Below are 24,126 nucleotides of genomic sequence, written 5' to 3'. Positions count from 1 at the left end.
CCCATGACCCACTACGCCACGTACGACAGCCCCCTGGGTGAACTCCTCCTCGTGGGCGAGGTCTCGGCGACGGCCGTCGGCGGTACCGCGCTGACCGCGCTGTCCCTGCCCGGCCAGAAGGGCGGCGCCACCGTCCAGGACGGCTGGACCCACGATCCGGCGGCGTTCACCGAGGTCATCCGCCAGCTCCGGGCCTACTTCGACGGCGAACTCACCCACTTCACCCTCGAAATCTCCACCCCGGGCACGGAGTTCCGCACACGCGTCTGGAAGGCCCTCGAAGCCATCCCGTACGCCACCACCACCAGCTACGGCAAGCTGACGGCCGAGATCGGCGCCGCCCCCGGAGCCGTCCGCGCCCTGGGGTCTGCCATCGGCGCCAACCCGGTGCTCATCGTCCGGCCCTGCCACCGGGTGATCGGTGCCGACGGCTCCCTCTCCGGCTACGCGGCCGGCCCCGAGTGCAAGGAGCGGCTGCTCCGCCTGGAGAGGGCCCTGCCCCGCACCGCGTGACCACCGGCTGACCACGGACGCGCTCCGCCACGACCGGGGCGCGCCGCAGATCCCGCCCCGCCCCGCACCGGAGCCTGCGCATGTCCACGACCACCGTCCGTCAATCCGCCCGCTCCGGCCTCGCGGCACGCGTCGCCACCACGGATCCGCAGGCCCTGGCCGCGGATCTCGAAGCGCTGGGCTGTGCAATGACGCCGCCGCTGCTCACCCCCGCACAGTGCCGCGACCTCATCGCCCTGTACGACCGGCCCGAACTCTTCCGCTCCACGGTGGACATGGCCCGCCACCGCTTCGGCTCCGGCAGCTACCGCTACTTCGCGGACCCGCTGCCCGGACCGGTCCGTGAACTGCGCGCCGCGCTCTACCCGTTGCTGCTGCCCGTCGCCCGCGACTGGGCCGACCGGCTCGGCCGCCCCGCACCCTGGCCCGACACCCTCGACGCATGGCTGGAACGGTGCCACTCCGCAGGCCAGGACCGGTCCTCCCAGATCCTGCTGCGCTACGGCCCCGGCGACTGGAACGCCCTCCACCGCGACCTCTTCGGCGATCTGGTCTTCCCGCTCCAGGTCGTCATCGGTCTCGACGTCCCCGGCGACGACTACACCGGCGGCGAATTCCTCCTCGTCGAGCAGCGCCCGCGCGCCCAGTCCCGCGGCACGACGACCGTCCTTGAGCAGGGCCGCGGCCTCGTCTTCACCACCCGCGACCGCCCGGTGCGCACCACCCGCGGCTGGTCGGCGGGGCAGATCCGCCACGGCGTCAGCACCGTACGGTCCGGCCGTCGCCACTCCCTCGGGATCGTGTTCCACGAGGCGTGAGCGACGGGAGGCGGCGGACCGGTCCGGCGAACCCGGGCGGGATCGCGGTAGGCGCGTCCGCGTGCGTGTGAGCATGGGCCCATGCGTTCACCACTGCCCTTCGGGGATGAGCTGCGGTCCGAGCTGGGCCCGCCCCGGCGGGCCCGCCGGCTGGAGAGCAGCCCGCGGTCCCGGGTGTGGCGCGCCGAGCTGTCCGGCACACCCGTGGTGGTCAAGCAACTCGTCGACGCTCCGGAGGCGGCCGAGAGGTACGCCCGTGAGGTGGCGGCGCTGAAGCTCGCCTCCCGGGTCGACCCGCCCGTGGTGCCGGCGCTCCTCGGCACCGACCCGGACACACGTGTCCTGGTCCTTGAGTACGTGGACGGTCAACCGCCCCGCGAGGACTGGGTGGTGGACCACGCCACGGCACTGGCCCGCCTCCATGCGGCCACCGGCGCGGACGACACCGGCGCGCTCCCTGCCTGGTCCGGACCGACCGACGGCGACATCGACTCCTTCCTCGGCCTCGCCGGGGCGCTCGGCGTCCCTCTCCCGGCCGGCGTCCGGGCCGAGCTGGACGCCCTGATGGACCGCCTGTCCGGCGCGGAGGGCCACGCCCTGCTGCACGGTGACCCGTGTCCCGGCAACGACCTGCACACGGACGGCGGGGTCCGATTCATCGACTTCGAGCAGGCCGCGCGGGGTGACGGAATCGTGGAACTCGCCTACCTCCGCATCGGTTTCCCGACCTGCTGGTGCGCCACGGCCCCGCCTCCTTCCCTGCTGCACGCGGCGGAGTCCGCCTACCGCGCGACCTGGCGCGACGCCACGGGCACCGATGCCCCCTCCGATCTCACCGATGCCTGCGCCGCCTGGCTGCTGCGGGGCGACGCGTTGGTCCAGCGGGCCGAACGCGGCACCGTCGACCACTTGGCCGCGATCCCGGAGCGGGACTGGACATGGGGTACGGCGACGGCCCGGCAGCGACTCGTCCACCGTCTCGGAACCGTCAACCGGATGACCGCTGACGGCGGTGACCTCAACGGCCTGGGACAACTCGCCGCGGGTGTCCGGGCGGCCATGCTCACCCGGTGGCCCGCGCTTCAACCACTGCCCAGGCAGAGGCCGTAAGAGCACCGGGCCGCACGCGGCACGGCCGGGCCGCCCCCGGGACCGGTTCACCGCCGTGACCGGACCGCGGCCGATCCGGCCTTCACGAGGGCGCCGACCGGGACGTCCCGCCGCGGCCGGACGGGGAATCCGTCCTTTCCGTCGCACCCTGAACGCCTCGGCTTCGCCCGCGCGTCAGCCCGTTGTCAGTGGTGTGCTGTTGACTGGTATCCGTGGCCGGACGGACCGCGGGCGCCGCGGCCCGGATGGGGTCCGGCTGCCGGTGAGCCGGGTCCGCGTCCGGTCTCACCGCCGGCCGTCCGGCCGGATCAGCGGGGAAAACGGCACCGGGGGGGCGTCGATGACGGAGAGACACCTGACGGCGGGCAGGGGAGTGACCCAGATCACCGGCATCTCGCGGGATGGACGAGATCTCGCCGGAATACGGCCACGGCATACAACGTTCGGTATGCACGTACCTGGCCCGTCGCGCGGCACCCCGCCACCCTGACCTCGCCCCACCGAAAGCACCGCCGCATCAACTCCCTTTCTCCATCCACCTCTTGACCGCTCCGCGCGGCCACCGTCCGCCACCGTGATCCCGGTGCGCACAGCCATGACCGGGCCGCCCGGCCCGGGGCCCCGGCGCGCGCCGGAGGTCGTGCCGGCAGCGCATCGCCCACCGGGCACGGCCGCGTACCGGACGACCGCTGCCCCGCGGCGCCACCGCCGCACCGAGACCGCACCGCACCGTCCGCCCGCAGCGATGCCGGCCGGACCGCATCCGTACCCCTGTCCGCCCCACTCTCCGCCCGGAGGCCGTAGGCATGACCCAGACGACGACGGAACAGCCACCCCGGAGCGCGCCGCCCACCGCCGCGCTCCCGGTCTCCGACCCCGGTAAGGAACGGAGATCCGGCGGCATCGTCCCCGTCCTCGCCTTCTGCGGCATCGTCGTCGCCGTGATGCAGACGCTGCTCGTGCCGGTCATCAAGGACCTGCCGGCGCTGCTGGGCACGGCACCGAGCAACGCCACCTGGGTCATGACCGCCACCCTGCTCTCCGGCGCCGTCGCCACGCCCATCATGGGGCGCCTCGGCGACCTCTCCGGCAAGCGGAAGATGCTCCTCGCCAGCCTCACCGTCATGGTCGTCGGCTCGCTGATCTGCGGCTTCACCGACAACCTCATCGTCATGATCGTCGGCCGGGCGCTCCAGGGCTTCGCCATGGGCGCGATACCGCTCGGCATCGGCATCATGCGCGACGAACTCCCCAGGGAACGCCTCGGTTCGGCGATGGCGCTGATGAGTTCGTCCATCGGCGTCGGCGGCGGCCTCGCCCTGCCCGTCGCCGCCCTCGTCGCCCAGCACGCCGACTGGCACGCCCTGTTCTTCCTCGCCGCCGGGCTCGGCGTCCTGTCGATGGTGCTGACCCTGCTCGTCGTCCCGGAGACCACCGTCCGGGCGCCCGGACGCTTCGACCTGCTCGGCGCCCTCGGTCTCTCCGCCGGGCTGATCGCACTGCTCCTGCCGATCACCAAGGGCAGCGACTGGGGCTGGGGTTCACCCACCACCCTCGGACTGTTCGGCCTCGCCGTGCTCCTCCTGGTGCTCTGGGGCGTGATGGAACTCCGCCTCGCCGACCCGCTCGTCGACCTGCGCACCAGCGCCCGCCGCGAAGTCCTCCTCACCAACCTGGCGTCCATCACCGTCGGCGTCGCGTTCTACGCCATCTCCCTGGTGCTGCCCCAGGTGCTCCAACTGCCGAAGGCGACCGGCTACGGCCTCGGCCAGCCGATGGTGATCGCCGGGCTGTGCGTGGCGCCGCTCGGCCTGACGATGATGCTGACCGCCCCGGTCTACGCCCGTCTGGCCGCCCGCCGCGGCCCGAAGACCACCCTGCTCCTGGGCATGCTGATCATCGGCGTCGGCTACGGCGCCGGCATCGGCCTGATGAACGCCCCCTGGCAGACCGTCATCATCGCGGTGGTCGTGGGTGCCGGCATCGGCCTGGCGTACTCCTCGCTGCCCGCCCTGATCACCGGCGCCGTCGATCCGTCCGAGACCGGCGCGGCCAACGGCCTGAACACCCTGATGCGGTCGATCGGGACCTCCGTGTCCAGCGCCGTCATCGGCATGGTCCTGGCCCATATGTCCACCACCAGGGGGCCGGTCACCTACCCGACGATGGCCGGATTCCGGACCTCCTTCGCCATCGCCACCGGCGCGGTGCTCCTCGGTGTCGTCTTCGCCGCGTTCCTGCCCTCCCAGCGCCGTACCGCCCGCCCCACCCTCGTCGCCGGGAACACCAACGGGGAGGCGGAGACCAGCGGTGCGGGCGCTGCCGGGCCCGCCGAAGTCCGGGCCGACACGGTCGGCCGGACCGGCGTGCGGGGCGGCCTGCGGACCGCGGCCGGTGCGCCCGTGGCGGGGGCGAGCGTCACCCTCATCGACCGGCGGGGCCGCCAGGCCGGTGTCACCACCACCGACGCCGGGGGACGCTTCGTCCTCCCGGACCCGGGCGCGGGCAGCTACGTCCTCACCGGCGCCGCCCCCGGCCACACCCCGCACGCCCTCGCCCTCACCTGCGGCGACGGCCCCGTGGACGTCCTGCTGACGCTGACCGGCGCCGCGCGGCTGGCCGGCACACTGTCCGGCGGGGAGCGGGGCGCCGCGCTCGCCGGGGCCGGTGTCGTCGTCACCGATGCCGAGGGCGCGGTGGTGGGCCGGGCGACCACCGGCGCCGACGGCCGCTGGGAGATCCGCGAACTGCCCTGCACCGTCTGCACGGTGGCCTTCAGCGCCCCCGGCCACCGGCCCGAGGCCCGCACCGTCGATCTGGCGGACGCCTCCGGGGCCACCGGCTGCGAGGAGATACGGCTGGTGCAGGTGGCCTCGGTGCGGGGCACGGTCCGGGGCCCCGGCGGTGCGCCGCTCGCCGACGCCGCCGTGACCGTGCTGACGGACGGCACGGTGGCCGGCCACACCGTCACCGGCCCGGACGGCACCTTCGCCTTCGACGGCCTGACCGGCAGCCACCTGACGCTCACCGCGTCCGGCTACCCGCCGCGGGCCACCCCGATATCCCTCACCGCGGGCAGCCGCCGGACACTCGACGTGGACCTCGTCCAGCCGCCGTCCGACGAGACCGGCTGAGCCGGGCCGCGCTTGCCCGCGGGGGAGCGCCGCACTCCCGGGGCCGGGCACTCACGTCCCGGCCCCGGGAGCGGGGCCCCACCGTGTTCACTTCAGATCGATCCGGAACACCTTGTCCGAACCGGCGCCGCCGTCACCGTTGTTGTCGGCGTTGGTCGTCGTCAGCCACAGCGCCTTCTTGCCGGGGACGGTCTCGACGGTGCGCAGCCGGCCGTAGTCCTTGGTGTAGTAGGCCTTGGGGGTACCGGCGGTGGTGCCGTCGACGGGGATGCGCCAGAGCCGCTGGCCGCGCAGCGCCGCCATGTAGATCGCGCCGTCCGCGTAGGCGACGGCGCTGGGGGAGGCGTCCTTCACCGGCCACTGGCGCTTCGGGTTGGTCATCCCGCTGTCCGAGCAGGTGCCCTCGCAGACCGGCCAGCCGTAGTTCTTGCCCGGCTCGATGAGGTTCAGCTCGTCATACTTGGCGTTGCCGAACTCCGCCTCCCACAGGCGCCCTTGGGCGTCCCAGGTCAGACCCTGCGGATTGCGGTGGCCCAGGGAGTAGACGAGGCTGCCGAACGGATTGCCCGGCGCCGGTTTGCCGTCGGGCGTCATCCGCAGGATCTTGCCGTTGAGGGACTTCTTGTCCTGTGCCAGATCGGGGGTCTGGGCCTCGCCCGTGGTGGCGTAGAGCAGTCCGTCGGGGCCGAACTTGATGCGCCCGCCGTTGTGGTACGTGTTCTTCTTGATCCCCTTGACCAGCACGGTGTAGTCGCTGAGCTTGCCGTCCTGGTAGGTGAGGCGGGCGATGCGGTTGCCCTCCTTGGCGGTGTGCATCACGAAGACATGGTGGTCGCTCTTCCACTGCGGCGACACCGCGATGCTCAGCAGGCCGCCCTCACCGCCGGTGGTCACCACCTCGGGGACCTTGCCGACCTGCTTCTTCTTGCCGTCCTGGGTGAGGGTGAAGACCTTGAAGGTGTCCCGTTCGGTCAGCAGCGCGGACCCGTCGGGGAGCCAGCTCAGCCCCCAGGGGATGGACCACCCCTCCGAAACGGTCACCGGCTTGCCGGGCGCGGAATCGGCCACGGCGGCCGGGCCCTTGGCGCTCGCCGGGTGCGCGGGGCCCGCCGTGGCCGGTCCGGCCGTACCGGCGGCGAGCAGCAGCCCGGCGGCCACGGCGGACGCGCCGAGGCTGGGGAGCGAGAGGCGGTGGGTGTCGAAGGGGCTGCGCTTGCGCATGGGGGGCCTCCGGTCAGGAAGGTGCGGCAGGACAGAGCCGGGGGAGCGGTGGCGCGGGGCGGTGCGTGGCGGCATACCGGTCCTCGTCCACCGGCGATCGGGCGCGGAACGCCCTCACTCCTCCGGGCACGGGGCCGACGGGCGGACCACCAAAAGCTGATAGGAAAGTTTCCTGTTTGTTGACTGGCCGGGAACCTACTGCGGGCCCCGCACACCGTCAAGAGAGCCGACGGGGGCGCGAGAGGCGCAGGGGCGGGCGTGGTACCGGCTGCCACCCCGCCGGGCGCGCTGCCCGCCGCGCCGTGTGAAGGGCCTGCGCCGAACCCTCCGGCTCTGGTGCAGCTCCGTACGAGACCGGTATCTGCCTGCGGAAACGCCGGGGTGGGACCGGGTGGGGGAGGCGGGATCCGGTCCGGCGCCACGGCGGAGTCCGGTGCCGGGGCCGGCTCGCCCGGCGCGCCCTCTGCGCACCGGCGCCCCTCGCGCCCGCCCGGCGCCCTCCTGGTCGCCCTCTGCCTTCGCCCGTGACCCCGACGTGGCACCGCAACCCCGAAAGCCACAAAGCGCCCCGAAACCCGCCGGGTTGCGGCATTCTGCCGCCATCCCGGGGGAAGCCCTCACCCGTTCACCATCCGGAAACCCGCACCCATCGATGTCGCCACCACGCAGGAATCGGCTCAGTTCCGGAAGTGTCGCCGAACATGCCGTCCGACCAGGTGCGTTGCCCGTAAGAGGAAGGGCGGGAGCAGGACCCTGCGGGGAAATGGACCGGACCAATGCGGGCCCGCCCCATTGACTCCGGCGCTCGTGGGCGGTGATTCTGCGATGCGGTACGGAGCGTCACGGCACGGCGGGTGCACCGGGCATGCCCGGTCGGCCGGGACGGTGCCGTGCCGCATGCCGTCCCGCTTCAATTCCCGTGCTGAAAAAGGGAGTTGTCGGTCTATCGGTACATCGGCGCCGTGGCCGGTGCGGTCGGCGCCCCGGGGACACGACGGCCGTGTCCGAAACTCTCCGTTCCCACCACCTGTCATCAGCGAAGGGCGGAACCCCCATGACCAGCCTGCAGACCGTACACACCCCGCACACCACGGATGCCCCGACCGCCGGGGCCCCGGCCCCCGCGCCCCGTCCGCACGGCGTCGCCACCCGGCCCGCGACCACCTGGGCCACCCCCGGCTACACCGTGATCGACACGGCGCTCGAAGTCACCGCGTACCGCCTCGCCGACCGCTGACCCACCGACCGCACCAGCCGCCGACCCGCCCGAACGCCGCGCACCGCCGGCAGACGCGCCGGTAACCGGGCCGACGGCCGCGTCCACCGGTACCGCGGCGCGTGCCCACCAGGAACGGCGGGCACGCGCCCCTCCGGAACGCCACCCCCACACCTCTCCCCCCCCCACACCTCTCACCCCCCACCAACCCCGCGTACCGCCGCCCGCGAACCTCTCCGTGCGGCGCCCATCCGGGCGTCCGCCGCAGGGGAGCGCGGTGCCGCGGAAGGGATGGAGATCGCGCCATGAACGGCCTGCAGGGAGACCCGCACCCCGACCACTGCGTCCCTCCGGCGGCCCGGGCCTCCTTCGAGGAGCGCCTGCGCACCGTCGCACGCGAGCACTACCACGACCGTCATCCCTTCAACGTCCGGATGCACGAGGGCGAGTTGACGCCGGACGAGCTGCGCCGCTGGATCCGTAACCGGTTCCACTACCAGCGCCACATCCCCGTCAAGGACGCCCTGATCACCGCCAAACTCGGCACGCCCGAGCTGCGCCGTATGTGGCTGCGGCGGATCCGCGACCACGACGGCGACCGCGCGGGCGAGGGCGGCATCGAGCGCTGGCTGCGGCTCGGCGAGGCCGCCGGGATCGACCGCGCCGTCCTGCTGGACGAGTCCGGGGTGCTGCCCGGTGTCCGCCTCGCCGTCGAGGGCTATGTGAACTTCTGCCGGCTGCGCTCCCCGCTGGAGGCGGTCGCCGCCTCCCTCACCGAACTGTCCGCCCCGGACATCATGCGCACCCGCATCGGTGCCTTCGAGCGCCACTACCCGTGGATCGAGCGGGACGGCCTGACCTACTTCCACGACCGGCAGGACCAGGGCAGCAGGGACAGCAAGGAAGCTCTCGCCCTCGTCCTCGACGGCGCCCGGACCGAGGCGGACCAGGACCGCGCCGTCGCCGCCCTCACCTTCAAGTGCGAGGTCCTCTGGTCGCTCCTGGACGCGGTCGAACGCGGTGGCCGTCCGCCCGCCACCGACCTGCCCGGAGCGCGGACATGACCACCTGGCGCCCGGGCCCCGCCCCCGGCGTCCTCCTCCGCGCCGACCAGGTCCGCGGCGTCGACCTGCTGCTCCTGCCCGAACGCGTCGTGGTGCTGGAGGGTTCGGCGGGCGAGGTGCTGCGGCTCTGCGACGGCACCCGCGACGTCCCGCAGATCGTGCGGGAGCTGACCGCCCGCCACCCCGGGGCACCGATCGCCGACGAGGTCCCCGCCTTCCTCGACCGCGTACGGAAGGAGGGCTGGCTGCGATGACCACCCACCGCGCTCACGACGACGGGTCCGCGCCCGGCGCCGCGCTGCCCGCCTCCGGTGACAGGTCCGCTCCCGGCGCCGGTCCGCGGACGGCGGCCCCCGTGCCCCCGCCGCCCTGGGCGCTGCTCGCCGAGCTGACCCACGCCTGTCCGCTGCACTGCACCTACTGCTCCAACCCGCTCGAACTCGCCGGCCGCAGCGCCGAGCTGACGCTCGCGGAGTGGCAGGACACCTTCCGGCAGGCCGCCGGTCTCGGCGTCGTCAGCGCCCATCTCTCCGGCGGTGAACCGCTGCTCCGCGCCGACCTCACCGAGATCATCGCCGCGGCCGACGGCGCGGGCATCCACACCCAGCTCATCACCAGTGGCGTCGGGCTGACCCGCGAGCGGCTGGCCGAGCTCACCGGCGCGGGGCTGCGCAGCGTCCAGCTCTCCGTCCAGCACGCCGACGCGGCGGCGGGCGACCGGATCGCCGGGCGCCGCCGCGCCCATGTCGAGAAGGAGCGGGCTGCCGCCCTCGTCACCGACGCCGGACTGCCGCTCGGCCTCAACGTCGTCCTGCACCGCCACAACCTCGCCGCCCTCGACGCGCTGATCGACCTCGCCCCCGCCTGGGGCGCCGGACGCATCGAGCTGGCCAACACGCAGTTCTACGGCTGGGCCCTCCTCAACAAGGCCGAACTGCTGCCCACCCGCGCACAGCTGGCCGGTGCCGAGGAGACCGTACGGCGCCGGCGGCGGGAGCTCGACGGCCGGGTCGAGGTGATCTGGGTCGTCCCCGACCACTTCGACGGCACCGCCAAACCCTGCATGGGCGGCTGGGGTGCCGTCTCCCTCACCGTCACCCCCGACGGCACGGTCCTGCCCTGCCCGGCGGCCGCCGCCCTCCCCGGGCTCGACCCGCCCGGCGTCCGCGACCGGCCGCTGCGCTGGATCTGGGAGCGCTCCCCGGCCTTCGCCCGCTACCGCGGCACCGACTGGATGCGCGAGCCCTGCCGCAGCTGCGCGCTGCTCGAGCAGGACTTCGGCGGCTGCCGCTGCCAGGCGTACGCCCTCACCGGGGACGCCGCCGCCACCGACCCGGCGTGCCGCCACTCCCCGCACCACGCCGTCATCCGTGACCTGGTGGACGCACCCGCGCCACCCTCCAGCGCGCTGGGCCGCCCCCGCCGACCCGGCCGACCGTCCCCGTCCCGCGAAGTGGAGAACTCCTGATGGATCGCGCCACCTCCCCCACCCGCCGTCGCGCCCTGGTCGGCGCCGTGGCCGCGACACTCCTGGCCACCGCCGCCACGGCAGGCGCCGCCGGCCCCTCCGCCGCCTCCGCGCCGCCCGCACACACCCCGAAGGCCGCCCCGCCGATGGCCGCCGCGCCTTACGAGTACCTCGGCTGGGGCGACCCGCAGCCGCCCGCCGACGTGATGAAGGCGACCGGCATCAAGTGGTTCACCCTCGCCTTCATCCTCTCCGACGGCGGCTGCAACCCCGCCTGGGACGGCGAACGGCCGCTGACCGGCGGCAGCGACGCCAAGGCGATCGACGCGATCCGGGCCGGCGGCGGTGATGTCGTCATCTCCGCGGGCGGCTGGAGCGGCAACAAGCTCGGCGAGAAGTGCACCAGCGCCGACGCCCTGGCCGGCGCCTACCAGAAGGTCATCGACGCGTACCACCTCAAGGCCCTCGACATCGACATCGAGGACACCGAGATGAGCAACGCCACCGTCCGGCAGCGCGTCGTCGACGCCCTGAAGAAGGTCAAGGACGCCAACCCGGGTCTCGTCACCTACGTCACCATGGGCACCACGCCCGAGGGCCCGACCGACGAGGGCAAGGACCTCATCCGCCGGGGCGCCGAGGCGGGGCTGGACAACGACGGCTGGGTGGTCATGCCGTTCGACTTCGGCAGCCACACCGGCACGATGGGCGAGGCCACCGTCAGCGCCCTCGACGGTCTCGCCGCCGACGTCAAGGAGGCGTACGGCTACAGCGAGGACGACGCCTACCGGAAGATCGGTGTCTCCTCCATGAACGGCCACACCGACGAGGAGGACGAGAACGTCACCCTCGACGACTTCCGGAAGATCCTCGACTACGCCCGCGCCCACCACCTGGCCCGCTTCGCCTACTGGGCCGTCAACCGCGACCGCTCCTGCGGCTCCGGCAGCGACGGCGACAGCTGCAGCGGCGTCGACCAGGAGCCCTACGCGTACACCAAGATCGTGGCGCAGTACGAGGGCTGAGCACGGGGAATGACGGAGCGGCGGCCCCGGAGCACCGGGGCCGCCGTACCTCCGTGGTCCGGCGCGGGGATGACGCGGCGTCAGGTGAGGGGCCTCACGCGGCCTCGACGACCTCCGCGCGCACCGCCTGTGTCCAGTTCTCCAGCAGCGTCGCGTACTCCGTCATGTCCTGCGCCGTCCACGTCCAGCTGGGCCGGGCGCAGACGAAACGGCGGATCGCTTCGTTGGCCTCGGAGGCAGGGGCTGGCGCGCCCGAACGGTCGGAAGGAGTAGGGAACATGGCAGACATGCTAGGGGCAGTCGCTGACATCTCCTCACCTCGTGCACGGCCCTTCCCGGCCCCCGCCGCCGTATCCATCACCCCCGGCCCTCCGCCAACTCCCTGCTGACCAGCGCAAACGGCGGAACGTTCGCCAAAGGTTCGCTGGCTGCATGTGTCCCTTCCCACACGCTCAGCGACCGTCGCGGGGCCGGGGGCCTCATCCGGCGGACTCCGCCGTGTGCGGAGCGAGCACCCCGGCGCCCGTCTGTGCGGGCGAGCGAGGGCACGCGGCGGTGGAGCGGGAGTCGTACCTCCCGCGCTCGTGGAACTCGGACCCGGATCGATGCCGGGCGGCCGGGCTGAGCGAGGACACGGTGTTCACGACCAAGCCGGAGCCGGCCTGCACGGTGATCGAACGGTTCCTGGACGCAGGGCATCACATTGGCTGAGTGACCGGCGACGACGTCTACGGCTCGAATCCGAAGCTGAGGGCGGCCCTGGAAAAGCGCAGTCCTGGCTACGTCCTCGCGGTGGCCTGTTCTGCCGAAGTGCCCACCGGAACAGGAAAGTTCCGCGCCGACACGCTGGCAGGGAAGCTCCCGAAGCGGGCCTGGCAGAAACTATCCGGCGGGCCATGACCGCCGACAAGCCGTATGCCAGACATGAACATCACGTTCTACAGCTGGCGTACTCACTGATCATCCGCCTCGACAGCAGCGGACTCCTGCTCAGCCGCATACGTGTCGCGCAGCGGTGTGCGCAGCGGGCGAGTTGCGTGTGCCTGGCGGTATGACGCGCTGCCGGCCGGATTCCACGCCGAAGACGGCCGGCGGACGTCCGCCCGCCGGCAGGCGGACCGCCGTTGCCATGAGCGGGCGGGATACGGCCTGATTCCTTCTGGACCGAACACCGGCGACTTTGAAAACCTCGCCCGGACTTGATCAGTGAGGTTCGGGGGAATTGTGGTCGGTCATGTGCGTTTCCCTGTCCAGGGCAGAAGGCGGAGAAGAGGCGCTGGATCTCCGCGGCCTGTCGCGGCCGGTCCGGTGTCACGGGATGCGTGGCCGGGCCTGCTCGTGGCGCCGCCCGGTGCACGACTGGTCGTCGGCCTGCCGGTGCTCGTCGGCCGAGGGAGCGGGATCCATTGATGTCCCGCGCCCGTGGGCCATGGGACGAGACCGCGGTCGAACTCCTTCCCTCGAACGTACCGGTCGCGGAGCAGCTGGAACGGCTGCGGCGGTGGCGTGAGCTGACGTCCCGTGTCCGGGGGCCGGCCCGCGGCACCGGTCCATGCCCTGTCGACCACCGCGCTTCGATCATGATGATGGACCTGGGACAGGTGCGGGTGACCGCGCCGGAGTTCCCCTGGGCACGGTTCGTGCGCACACGGGGAATGATCCAGCGCTCCGATCCGCAGATGCTGGAGCTGGGGCTGGTCGTGAGTGGGTCGGTGGAGGTCCAGCAGGCGCGCGACACGGCGTCGCTGGGCCCCGGTGACCTGGGGCTGTGGGACAGTTCGCGACCGTTCGAGGCCATGGCGCTCGGCGCGAACGGCCCGGTGCGGATGGTGATCGCGGGGCTGCCGCGGAGCGTGGTCCCGGTATCGGAGCGGGCGCTGCGCGGCTTGGTGGCGCGGGGGTTGCCTTCGCACACCGGTGTGGGGGCGGTGCTGGGCGGGGTCCTGCACGGGCTCGTCGAGCAGGCGGCGACGCTCCCCGGGTCGCAGGTGGGCAGGCTGGGTGCGGCGGTCGTCGACCTCGCCTCGGCCTTTCTGGCGGGCCTGGCCGGCACCGAGGGCCTGTCGTCCGCCGCGACGCGGCAGACGGTGCTGCTCAGCGAGGTCAGGTCCTTCATCCAGCAGCGCCTCGGTGAGCCTCAGCTGTCGCCCACGGTGATCGCTGAGGCCCACCACATCTCGGTGCGTTCCCTGCACCTGCTGTTCCAGCGGGATCACGAGTCCGTCGGCGCGTTCATCCGCGAGCAGCGCCTGCAACGCTGCCGGGCCGATCTGGCCGACCCCCTGCTTGACGAGCTGAGCGCCGGTGAGATCGGAGCGCGCTGGGGCTTCACGGCCCCGGCCGTCTTCAGCCGGGCGTTCAAGGCGCGGTACGGGCTGCCCCCGGGTGAGTACCGTCGGCGCCGCCCGTCCCCGTAGCCCGGCACACCGCCGGCCCGCGCAGGTGCCGCACCGTCATCCCGCCTGACCGGACCCGGCCGGCGGCCCGCCGGCTGCGCGGATCGGTCGTGTGCGGGGCCGTGGAGCGTGCCCGGGCCGGTCTCGCGGTGACCGGCACCCGGGCGGGCCGTGTGCACTGATCGTCAAAGGAGTGTGCGCCGGCGGTCAAAGACGTGTCGGCGGCGGGTTGGCAGGGTGTGTACGCGTGATCCTCTGACAGACCCGGTACCGGGTCTGCGCATTGCGTTCTTGGATTCACGAGCACTGATCCGTCGTCCTCGTTCCTGCGTATCCGTGTGAAGGAAGCGGGGGAGTCGCTGACTGAAGGGAATTGCCGGTGAACAAGACCCAGGTGCTGGAGCACTTCAAGGTCACCGATGACGTTCTGGACCGGGCGCTGGTGCACCGTCTCGATGAGGACGGTTTTTTCGTTCTCCCTAAATTCTTCGATCCGCAGCAGGTACAGGCGTTCCGGGAGCGCTTCGTGGAATTGGCGAAGGAGGATCCCGAGCGGTGCGGTGAACACGAGCCGGGCTCGGTCATCGTTCCCGACCTGGTCAACTCCGGTGAGATGTTCGACGTGCTCTACACCCATCCCTTGTTGCTGGCAGCGGTGAGCCATGTCCTGCCGGGGGACATCACCCTGGGAATCCTGAGCGGTCGCGATCCCAGGCCCGGTCACGGGCACCAGGTCCTGCACGCGGACTGGCGGGAGGAGGTTCCCGAACCGGGGAACTGGCAGGGGCTCAATTCAATTTTCCTTCTGGACGACTTCACGGACGACAACGGCGCCACGCGCGTGGTCCCCGGTTCGCACCGGTGGGGAAAGGCACCGGCCGATGTGATGCGCGACCCAGCCGAATCTCATCCTCAGGAGCAGCTGATCGTGGCACCGGCCGGATCGCTGCTCGTCTTCAACGTGCATCTGTGGCACGGCGGCACAGTGAACCGCAGCGGCCGGCCCCGGCGTTCGCTGTTCGCTTTCTACACGACTCCGGCCAACGCGGAAAAGCGGAAGGTCACCCAGGCCGAGATGCTGCTCCCCCGGACACGGGCTCGGCTCGGCCCCGAGGCCCTCTACCTCCTCGGCGCCTGACTGCGCGACGCCGTCGGCGGCGGTCGCGTGCGTCAACCATTCGTCTGATGGCCGTCCTCGCCGTACCTCCGCATTCTCATCACCGCACTGGCCCGCCACGTGGCCACCGTGCCTCGTGTCACAGAAAGATGCTGCGCCCGTGACAAATATCGACCTGGGAAATCTTTCGGCGGCCCAGAAGCGCGCGCTGCTGGCCGAGCGACTACGAAACCGGAAGAAGAATCTGCGGAAGTTCCCCATGTCGTTCCCACAGCAGAGCCTGTGGTTCCTCGAACGGTTGGCACCAGGGAACGTTGCCTACAACATCCCGGGCGCCTTGCGCGTCAAGGGGCCACTGAACGTGGAGAACTGGCGACGTGCCTGCAACGAGGTGGTGCGCCGCCATGAGTCCTTGCGCACCACTTTCACGGAATCCGGCGGAGAGCCGGTGCAGATCGTCGCGGAATCCGGCGGGGTGGAGTTCGATGTCCTCGAATGCGGACGGCTGCACGGTCCGCAGGGCGAAGCCGAGTTGAGGGAGCTCGCCCGTGCCGAGTTCAGCCGCCCGTTCGACCTGGCCGACGGACCGTTGTGGCGGGTGAAGCTCCTCCGGCTGAGCCCGGACGAACACCTCCTCCTGATGACACTGCATCATCTCGTCGGAGATCTGTGGTCGGCTTCCGTCGCCTTCGAAGAACTCGTGACCCTGTACGGGGCGTACTGCGCCGGTGTGGAGCCGGAGCTGCCCGAACTGCCCGTCCAGTACGCGGACTACGCCGTGTGGCAGCGCCGGCAGCTCGACGGGGACGCCCTGGCGGCGGGCCTGGAGTACTGGAAGCAGGCGCTGGACGGCGCCCCGCCCGCCCTGGAACTGCCCACGGACCGGGTGCGCCCTGCCGTGCAGGGTATGCGGGGGGCGTCGTGCCCCTTCGAGCTGCCCGCCTCGGTGACGGACGGACTGCGGGCGTTGAGCAAGCAGGAGGGCGCGACCCCGTTCGTGACGATGCTCGCCGCCTTCCAGGTGCTGCTGCACCGGTACAGCCGCGCGGAGGACATCGTCGTCGGCGTTCCGGTCGCCAACCGGGGCCGGCCCGAGACCCAGCGGCTGATCGGCATGTTCACGAACACGCTGGCCCTGCGGACCGACCTGTCCGGCGCCCCGGCGTTCCGGGAGCTGCTGGCACGGGTGCGGGAGACGTCCCTGAGTGCGTTCGCCCATCAGGACGTGCCGTTCGAGCGGCTGGTGGAGGAGCTGCGACCGCAACGGGACCTGTCACGGTCGCCGGTCTTCCAGGTCTCCTTTCTCTACCAGAACATCGCGCTGCCCGGCTTCGACGGGGTGGGGCTGCACATGGAGCCCTTCGCCGTGGAGAGCACCACCTCCCGCTTCGATCTGTCACTGGAGGTCTTCGAGGGGCCCGACGGGCTGCGCGGCTCGCTGGAGTACAACAGTGACCTGTTCGACAGGGCCACCGTGGAACAGATGTCGCGGCATCTGCGGACCCTGGTGGAGAGGTTGGTCGCCGACCCGGACCGGCCCATCGCCTCGGTGCCGCTGCTCACGCCGCAGGAGGAGCGCCGGCTGCTGGCGGAGTGGAATCCCGCACCCCGGCGGTGGCGCGGGCCCGTCCTCGCCCACCGGCGCTTTGAACGGCAGGCCGCACGGTCTCCGGAGGCCGAGGCCCTGCGCTGTGCGGACGGTGCCCTCAGCTACCGCCAACTCGACGAGCGGGCGAACCAGTTGGCGCGGCGCCTCAAGCGTCTCGGGGTCGGCCGGGAGGTGCTGGTGGGCATCTTTCTGGAGCGCACCACGGAGATGGTGGTGGCGCTGCTGGCCGTGCTGAAGGCCGGCGGTGCTTACCTTCCGCTGGATCCGGGCCTGCCGCGGGAGCGTGTCACGCACATGCTGGCGGACTCCGGCCTGTCGGTGCTGCTGACCCGGCGCCCGGTCCTGGACGGTCTGCCGGTGCCCGACGCGCAGGTGCTCTGCCTGGACGAGATCGGCGGGGAGTTGGACGGCGAGCCGGCCGACGCCCTCGGCGAGCCCGTGGCAGAGGAAGATCTGGCCTACGTCATCTACACGTCGGGCTCGACCGGGCGTCCGAAGGGCGTGCAGATCTCGCACGGTGCCCTGGGAAACTTCCTGCTGTCCATGGAGGAGCGGCCCGGCATCGGTGCCGACGACACCCTGCTCGCCGTGACCACGCCGGCGTTCGACATCGCGGTCCTCGAACTGCTGCTGCCCCTGATGGCCGGGGCGCGCGTCGTTCTCGCCGACCGGGAGACCGCCGCCGACGGCCGGCGGCTGGCCCTTGCCCTGGCGGAGTCCGGCGCCACGGTCATGCAGGCGACGCCCTCCACCTGGCGCATGGTGCTCGACGCCGGCTGGGCGGGTGCGAGGGGCTTTTGCGCCCTGGCCGGGGGAGAGGCGCTGCCTGCGGAGCTGGCGCGGCAGCTGCTGAGCGTGGGCGTGCACCTGTGGAACATGTACGGCCCCACCGAGACCACCGTCTGGTCCTCGGTCAACGAGGTCACCGAGACCGACACCGCCGACGATGCCCCTCACGGCCCGGTCACGCTCGGCGAGCCCGTCGCCAATACCGAGCTGCACGTGCTTGACGCCGAAGGCCGCCTGGCTCCCCTCGGTGTACCCGGTGAGCTGTGCATCGGCGGTGCCGGTCTGGCCCGCGGTTATCTGGGCAACCGTGCGCTCACCGCGGAACGCTTCATCGCCCACCCGTTCGGATCCGTTCTCGGCGACCGGCTGTACCGGACGGGAGACCTGGTGCGTCGCCGGGCCGATGGCCGGCTGGAGTTCCTCGGCCGGCTGGACCACCAGGTGAAGCTGCGCGGCCACCGGATCGAGCTCGGTGAGATCGAGGCAGCCCTCACGAGGCAGCCCGGTGTCAAGGACACCGTGGTGACGGTGCGCGAGCACGCTCCGGGCGACCAGCGGCTGGTGGCCTATGTGGTGGCCGGGCAGGACAGCGTCCACGAGAGCGGCCAAACCCCGTCGGAGGGGCCCGACGAGTGGCGCGACGTCTGGGACGCCGCGTACGCGCAGGCCGCCGGGGACGTCGACCCGGCCCTCGACACCCGCGGCTGGAAGAGCAGTTACACCGGAGCGTCCCTCCCCGCGCAGGAGATGCGTGCATGGGCCGACCGGACCGCGGAGCTGGTCCTCGGCCCCCGGCCGCGGTCCGTGCTCGACATCGGTTGCGGAACGGGGATGCTGCTGCACCGCGTCACCCCGCACTGCGAGCGGTACTGGGGCACCGACATCTCGCCGGTCGCCCTGGACGGGCTGCGCCGGCGGACGGCCGGCCCCGGCGAGCTCCCCGGACGGGTCGAGCTCTTCGAATGCGCCGCCGACCGGCTCGAGCAGCTGCCGGACGGGCTGTTCGACGTCGTGGTCCTCAACTCGGTGGTGCAGTACTTCCCGGACGAGCGCTATCTGCTGCGCGTGCTGGAGAGCGCCGTGCGGCGGGTCGCGCCCGGCGGCACGCTGCTGGTGGGCGACGTGCGCAGCCTGCCGTTGCTCGAAGCCTTCCACGCCTCGGTGCAGATCCTGCGCGCCGAGGAGGAACTGTCCGCCGACCGGTTGCGCGAGCGCATCCGCCGCGGCGTCGACGACGAACGCGAACTGGTCGTCGACCCCGCGCTGTTCACCGCGCTCGCCACGCGGTCTACGGAGATCAGCGACGTCGTGGTCCTGCCCAAACGCGGCGGCTTCGTCAACGAGATGACCCGCTTCCGCTATGACGTCCTGCTGACCGTCGGGGGCGGCCAGGCCAGGGACCGGAGCGCGTACACCTGGCGGGAGTGGCGTGCGGAGAAGCTGACGGTCGGGTCGCTCCGCGCCCTGCTGGCCGGGAGCGGCCCCGACGTGCTGGCCCTGCGTGATGTGCCGAACAAGCGGCTGCGGCCGCTGACCGCACTGCTGCGGCGGCTGCGGGAGAGCGGGCCACCACCGGTGCGGGAGCTGCGGCGAGAGCTCGGTGACACCCCGGTCGCGGACGCCGCGGACCCGGAGGAGCTGTGGCTGCTGGCGAGGGAGAGCGGCTACCGGATCGACTTCGACTGGTCGCGGCACGGTCCCGACGGCTCCTTCGACGTGATCCTGCGCCGCCACGACGGCGACACCACGCCCGCGGCCGCGGCCCCGCGCACAGCCCCGCCGCGGCCCGATGCCGAGCCCCGGCCCTGGCAGACCTATGTGAACGGGGCGCAGCGCCGTCGTGAGCGGCGGCTGGCGGCCATGCTGCGCGAGGCACTCGGCCGGACCCTGCCCGGCTACATGGTTCCGTCCACGTACATCCTTCTCGACGCGTTGCCGCTGACGCCCAGCGGCAAGATCGACCGCAAGGCGTTGCCGGCACCGGGCACCGGCCCTGCCGAGCGGAGTTCGGCGTACCGCGCCCCGCGTGACGCGGTCGAGGAGACGCTGTGCGGGCTGTTCTCCCAGACCCTCGGGGTGCCCGAGGTGGGCGCCGACGACGACTTCTTCGACCTGGGCGGTCACTCGCTGCTGGCGACCCGGCTGGTTTCCCGGGTGCGGGCCGCGTTCGGCGTCGAGGTACAGGTCCGCGCCGTGTTCGAGGCCCCCACTCCCGCCGCTCTGGCCCACCGGGTGCGGCGGGTCGCGGCGGGCCGCCCCCCGCTGCGTCCGGCCGGTCGCCCCGCGGTGCTGCCGCTGTCCTTCGCCCAGCGCCGCCTGTGGTTCCTGCACCGCGCCGAGGGCCCGTCCGCCACCTACAACATTCCCGTGGCGCTGCGCCTGAACGGCGAACTGGACACCGCCGCTCTGCGGAACGCCCTGGACGACCTGGTCGCCCGCCACGAGTCCCTGCGGACCCTCTTCCCCGACGCCGCAGGAGTACCGCGCCAGCACATCCTGGCGCCGGAGGACGCCCGCCCGGACCTGACCGTGACCGCCCTGTCCGCGGACGGGCTCCGGCAGGCGACGGCGGACGCCGCCCGGTACGCGTTCGATCTGGCGCGGGAGATCCCCCTGCATGCCCGGTTGTTCACGCTGGGGCCGCAGGACCATGTGCTGATGCTGGTGGTGCACCACATCGCCGCGGACGGCTGGTCACTGGCGCTGCTGGGGAAGGACCTGGCCACCGCCTACACCGCGCGCCGCACGGGCCAGGCTCCCCGGTGGACGCCGCTGCCGGTGCAGTACGCCGACTACACCCTGTGGCAGCAGGGGCTGCTCGGTGAGCGGGATGCCCCGGACAGCCTGCTGTCCGGCCAGCTCGCGTACTGGAGCCGGGAGCTGGAGGGGCTGCCGGAGCACATCGCCCTGCCCGTCGACCGCCCGTACCCGCCCCAGGCGTCCCACAAGGGCGGGAACCTGTCCTTCGCCTGGGACACCGCGCTGCACCAGAGGCTGGTGCGGCTGGCCCACGCCTGCGGGGCCAGCCCGTTCATGGTGGTGCACGCGGCGCTGGCGACTCTGCTCTCCCGTCTCGGCGCCGGTGACGACATCCCCGTCGGTGTCACCGTCGCGGGCCGCACCGACCAGGCCACCGAGGACCTGGTCGGATTCTTCGTCAACACGTTGGTCCTGCGGGTGGACACCTCGGGGAACCCCACCTTCCGCGACGTGCTCTCCCGGGTGAAGGAACGGAGCCTGGACGCCTACGCCCACCAGGACGTCCCCTTCGAGTACCTCGTCGAGGCCCTCCGCCCCGCCCGTTCGCTCGCCCACCATCCGCTCTTCCAGGTTCTGCTCGCCTGGCAGCCCCCGCTGTCCGTGCCGGAGCTGCCCGGAGTGGGCAGCGAGGTGCTGCCCGTGGCCACCGGCACCGCCCGGCTGGACCTGTCCCTGTCGCTGACCGAGCGGCACGGCCCGGACGGGCTGCCGGCGGGCGTCGACGGCACGGCCGAGTACCGCACCGACCTCTTCGACCCGTGGTCCGTCGAGGCCCTGCTGCGGCGTCTGGAGCACCTGCTGCGGGCGGTGACGGCCGACCCCGACCGACCCGTCGGGGGCATCGACCTGCTCACCCCGGCCGAACGCCGTCATCTGCTGACCGGGGTCAACGACACCGGCCGGGAGATCCCGCGGGGCACCCTGCCGCAGCTGTTCGGGGCGCAGGCCGCACGTGTCCCGGACCGCACCGCCGTCAGCTGCGGCGATGAGCGGCTCACCTACGCCGAACTGGACGCGGCGGCCGACCGGCTGGCGTGGCGCCTGCGGGAGCTGGGGGTCACTCCGGGGGGAGCGGTGGCCCTGCTGCTGGAGCGGTCGGTGGACCTCGTGGTGGCGATCCTGGCCGTGGTCAAGACGGGCGGCGTGTACGTTCCGCTGGACGCCAGGTCCCCGGTCTCCCGGATGCGTCTGGTCCTCAGCCAGACGCGGGCGTCGGTCCTGCTGGTGGACCGGTCGGCGCCGCCGCACCCCCGCGGTGAAGGGCTGCGGGTCATCGGTGTGGAGGCCGCGTCCGCCGGAGCGGAGGACCGCGGCGCCCCGCCCCTGGCCCTCTCCGCCGACCAGCCGGCCTATGTGATGTACACCTCCGGCTCCGCCGGGACGCCGAAGGGGGTCGAGGTCACTCACCGCAATGTGGTGAGTCTGGCCTTTGACCGGTGCTGGCGGGAGGGCGACCACTCCAGGGTGCTGCTGCACTCCCCGGCGGCGTTCGACGCCTCCACCTACGAGTTGTGGGTGCCGCTGCTGTCCGGCGGTCAGGTGGTCGTGGTCCCACCCGGCGATCCGGATCCGAACCTGCTGGAGCGGACCATCACCGAACACGGCGCCACGGCGGCGTGGTTCACCACCGCGCTGTTCAACCTGATCGTCGAGCAGCGACCCGGCGCGCTGGCCGGGCTGCGGGAGGTGTGGACCGGCGGTGAAGCGGTCTCCCCCGCCGCCTTCGACCGCTTCCTGGCCGCCTGTCCCGGCACGCGGCTGACCAACGGCTACGGCCCGACGGAGAACACGACCTTCGCCACGTACCACCACGTCACCGGGCCGGTCCGCGGCGCGGTGCCGATCGGCCGGCCGATGGACAACACCCAGGTCCACGTTCTCGACGGTGCGGGTGCGCTCGTGCCGCCCGGTGTTCCCGGCGAACTGCACCTCGCCGGGGCGGGTCTGGCCCGCGGCTACCTGGGGCGGCCGGACCTGACCGAGGAGCGGTTCGTCCCCAACCCCTTCGGGCCCGCGGGCACACGGATGTACCGCACCGGCGACCTGGTGCGCCAACGGCCGGACGGGACACTGGAGTTCCTCGGACGCACCGACAGCCAGATCAAGATCCGCGGATTTCGTATCGAGCCCGGTGAGATCGAGGCCACGCTGCTGGCCCATCCCCGGATCGCCCAGGCCGCGGTGGTGCTGCGCGAGGACCGCCCCGGCGACAGACGTCTGGTCGGCTATGTCGCCCCGGCCGGTCCGGCCGGAATCGACCCTGGCGAGGCACGGGCGTTCACGGCCGAACGGCTGCCCTCGTACATGGTGCCCGCCACGATCGTGGTCCTGCCGGAGCTGCCGCTCACCGCGAACGGCAAGATCGGCCGGGCCCGGCTCCCCGCCCCCGCGGTTCCGGACGCCGCTGCCGCGCGCGGACCGCGCGACGAGCGGGACAAGACCGTGTGTGCCGTGTTCGCCGACGTACTGGGGCTGCCCGCGGTCGGCATCGACGACGACTTCTTCGCGTTGGGCGGGCATTCGCTGCTGGCCGTCAGACTCACCGAGCGGCTCCGCGCCGCACTGGGCGTCGAGTTGTCGGTACGGGAGGTGTTCACGGCCCGGTCGGTCGCCGCGCTGGTCGACGCCGTCGCGGGCCGGGGCGTCGACCGCGGGGTGGACCTCGTCGCGGAGGCGCGGCTGGACCCCGCGATCCGGGCTTCCGTGCCGTCCCGTGGCCGGCCGGCCACGGAGCCCGAGTGCATCCTGCTCACGGGGGCGACCGGTTTCCTGGGGGCGTTCCTCGCCGCGGAGATCGTACGGGCCTTCCCGCGGGCCCAGTTGGTGTGCCCGGTGCGGGCGGCGGACGCGGCCGAGGCCCTCTTCCGCGTCGAACGGAACCTGCGTCGCTACCGGATCGGACACGAGCCCCTCCGGGAGCGGATCGTCGCGGTCCCCGGCGATCTGCGGCTCCCTCGGCTCGGCCTGGCGGACGGCTCCTTCGCCGACCTTGCCGCACGGGTCGATCTGATCTTCCACAACGGTGCCCGCGTCGACCTCGTCGACCCGTACGCGCGGCTGCGGGACGCCAATGTGCTCGGTACCCAGGAGGTGCTGCGGCTGGCGGCGGGCCGGGCGGTCCCGGTGCACTTCGTCTCGACCAACAGCGTCCTGCTCGCTTCCCGGGGCAACCCGGAGGTCCTGCGGGAGGACCGGCGGGTGCCGGCGGAGAGCGTGCTGCCCAACGGGTACGTCCGGACCAAGTGGGTGGGAGAGGAACTGGTACGCGAGGCGTGGCGGCGCGGTGTGCCGGCGGCGATCCACCGGCCGGGCCGCATCAGCGGGGACACGCGCAGCGGGGCGGGCTCGGCGGACGACGCGTTGTGGATTCTGCTGCGGGCCTGCGTCGAGCTGGGGGCGGCTCCGGACGGCGCGGGGCCGCTCGGGGAGGAGGACCTGGTCCCGGTCGATTACGTCGCCCGGGCGATGGTGCACCTGGCGCGCCACGCCGAACCGGACGGCTCCGCCTACAGCTTGAGCGCCCCGGAACCGACTCCGGTGGCCGCGATCTTGGAGCGCATCCGGGCGGCGGGCCATCCGCTGGAGCGTCTGCCGGCCCAGGAGTGGACCGAGCGGGCGGCCGACCGGGCGCGTACGGCGGCCGAGGGCAGCGTCCTGCCGTCCGCGGCGGTCCTGCTCGCGCACCGCAAGGACGCAGCCTCCGGGGTCCGCTACGACCGCGCCAACGTGGCGCGCGGCCTGGCCGGTTCGGGAATCGAATGCCCCCCGATGGGGGCGGACGTGCTGGACGGCTATGTGCGGTTCTTCACCGAGACAGGTTTGTGGAAAACGACGACGGAAGAGGGCTGCCGTGAAGGTGATCGACCTGCAGCACATTGATTCATCC

Annotated in this window: 14 protein-coding genes and 1 pseudogene; 13 read left to right on the top strand and 2 right to left on the bottom strand. The window is 72.6% G+C overall.

Translation table 11 applies throughout. The annotated features are described in order from the left end of the window. Positions 1–3 precede the first annotated feature (3 nt). The 4 genes from ACF1BH_RS22650 (at position 4) to ACF1BH_RS22635 (ending at position 5,575) form a co-directional block, all read left to right on the top strand. Positions 4–513 (top strand): methylated-DNA--[protein]-cysteine S-methyltransferase, encoded by a 510-nt coding sequence (locus ACF1BH_RS22650; RefSeq protein WP_391644885.1) that lies wholly within the window; start codon positions 4–6, stop codon positions 511–513. Positions 514–593: 80 nt separating this feature from the next. Beyond that, positions 594–1,331: a 2OG-Fe(II) oxygenase gene (locus tag ACF1BH_RS22645; protein WP_391644883.1), complete on the top strand. Its 738-nt coding sequence runs from the start codon at positions 594–596 to the stop codon at positions 1,329–1,331. Positions 1,332–1,412: 81 nt separating this feature from the next. Continuing rightward, complete coding sequence (locus tag ACF1BH_RS22640; RefSeq protein WP_391644881.1) at positions 1,413–2,441, top strand: phosphotransferase; 1,029 nt, start codon at positions 1,413–1,415, stop codon at positions 2,439–2,441. Between the two features lie 806 nt (positions 2,442–3,247). Beyond that, positions 3,248–5,575: an MFS transporter gene (locus tag ACF1BH_RS22635; RefSeq protein ID WP_391644879.1), complete on the top strand. Its 2,328-nt coding sequence runs from the start codon at positions 3,248–3,250 to the stop codon at positions 5,573–5,575. Positions 5,576–5,662: 87 nt separating this feature from the next. Here ACF1BH_RS22635 and ACF1BH_RS22630 read toward each other — a convergent pair whose 3' ends face one another. Further along, positions 5,663–6,796 (bottom strand): PQQ-dependent sugar dehydrogenase, encoded by a 1,134-nt coding sequence (locus ACF1BH_RS22630; protein ID WP_391644877.1) that lies wholly within the window; start codon positions 6,794–6,796, stop codon positions 5,663–5,665. 1,054 nt (positions 6,797–7,850) lie between these two features. Between ACF1BH_RS22630 and pqqA the strand changes: the two genes are divergently transcribed. The 5 genes from pqqA (at position 7,851) to ACF1BH_RS22605 (ending at position 11,569) form a co-directional block, all read left to right on the top strand. Further along, positions 7,851–8,033 carry a pyrroloquinoline quinone precursor peptide PqqA gene (gene pqqA / locus ACF1BH_RS22625; protein WP_391644875.1) on the top strand — a complete coding sequence of 61 codons (183 nt, stop codon included), beginning with the start codon at positions 7,851–7,853 and terminating at the stop codon, positions 8,031–8,033. 284 nt (positions 8,034–8,317) lie between these two features. After that, a complete protein-coding gene (gene pqqC, locus ACF1BH_RS22620) occupies positions 8,318–9,076 on the top strand; it encodes a pyrroloquinoline-quinone synthase PqqC (RefSeq protein ID WP_391644873.1) in 759 nt (252 codons plus the stop codon). Beyond that, positions 9,073–9,330, top strand: coding sequence for a pyrroloquinoline quinone biosynthesis peptide chaperone PqqD (gene pqqD, locus ACF1BH_RS22615; RefSeq protein ID WP_391644871.1), 258 nt, complete (start codon positions 9,073–9,075; stop codon positions 9,328–9,330). The genes pqqC and pqqD overlap by 4 nt, the downstream gene beginning before the upstream one ends. Beyond that, positions 9,327–10,544 carry a pyrroloquinoline quinone biosynthesis protein PqqE gene (gene pqqE, locus ACF1BH_RS22610; RefSeq protein ID WP_391644869.1) on the top strand — a complete coding sequence of 406 codons (1,218 nt, stop codon included), beginning with the start codon at positions 9,327–9,329 and terminating at the stop codon, positions 10,542–10,544. Before pqqD ends, pqqE begins: the two co-directional genes overlap by 4 nt. Then, positions 10,544–11,569 (top strand): chitinase, encoded by a 1,026-nt coding sequence (locus ACF1BH_RS22605; RefSeq protein WP_391644867.1) that lies wholly within the window; start codon positions 10,544–10,546, stop codon positions 11,567–11,569. The genes pqqE and ACF1BH_RS22605 overlap by 1 nt, the downstream gene beginning before the upstream one ends. A 94-nt stretch (positions 11,570–11,663) precedes the next feature. Here the strand turns inward: ACF1BH_RS22605 and ACF1BH_RS22600 are convergent, their stop codons facing one another. Continuing rightward, on the bottom strand, positions 11,664–11,849 hold the full coding sequence (locus ACF1BH_RS22600; protein ID WP_391644865.1) for a hypothetical protein: 186 nt from the start codon (positions 11,847–11,849) through the stop codon (positions 11,664–11,666). 245 nt (positions 11,850–12,094) lie between these two features. Between ACF1BH_RS22600 and ACF1BH_RS22595 the strand changes: the two are divergent. The 4 genes and pseudogenes from ACF1BH_RS22595 to ACF1BH_RS22580 all read left to right on the top strand — a co-directional run. After that, positions 12,095–12,463 (top strand): annotated as a pseudogene (locus ACF1BH_RS22595) (transposase); the annotation flags it as partial. A gap of 515 nt (positions 12,464–12,978) precedes the next feature. Then, positions 12,979–13,986, top strand: coding sequence for a helix-turn-helix domain-containing protein (locus ACF1BH_RS22590; protein WP_391644863.1), 1,008 nt, complete (start codon positions 12,979–12,981; stop codon positions 13,984–13,986). 358 nt (positions 13,987–14,344) lie between these two features. Beyond that, positions 14,345–15,103, top strand: coding sequence for a phytanoyl-CoA dioxygenase family protein (locus ACF1BH_RS22585; RefSeq protein WP_391644861.1), 759 nt, complete (start codon positions 14,345–14,347; stop codon positions 15,101–15,103). 139 nt (positions 15,104–15,242) lie between these two features. Next, positions 15,243–24,119, top strand: coding sequence for an amino acid adenylation domain-containing protein (locus ACF1BH_RS22580; protein ID WP_391644859.1), 8,877 nt, complete (start codon positions 15,243–15,245; stop codon positions 24,117–24,119). The last annotated feature ends 7 nt before the right edge of the window (positions 24,120–24,126 follow it).

Origin of the sequence: Streptomyces sp. NPDC014733 (assembly GCF_043083385.1) — a bacterium.
GTDB lineage: Bacteria > Actinomycetota > Actinomycetes > Streptomycetales > Streptomycetaceae > Streptomyces.
Note: the sequence above shows the minus strand (reverse complement) of the source record. Positions and strands in the feature narration are given on the sequence as shown.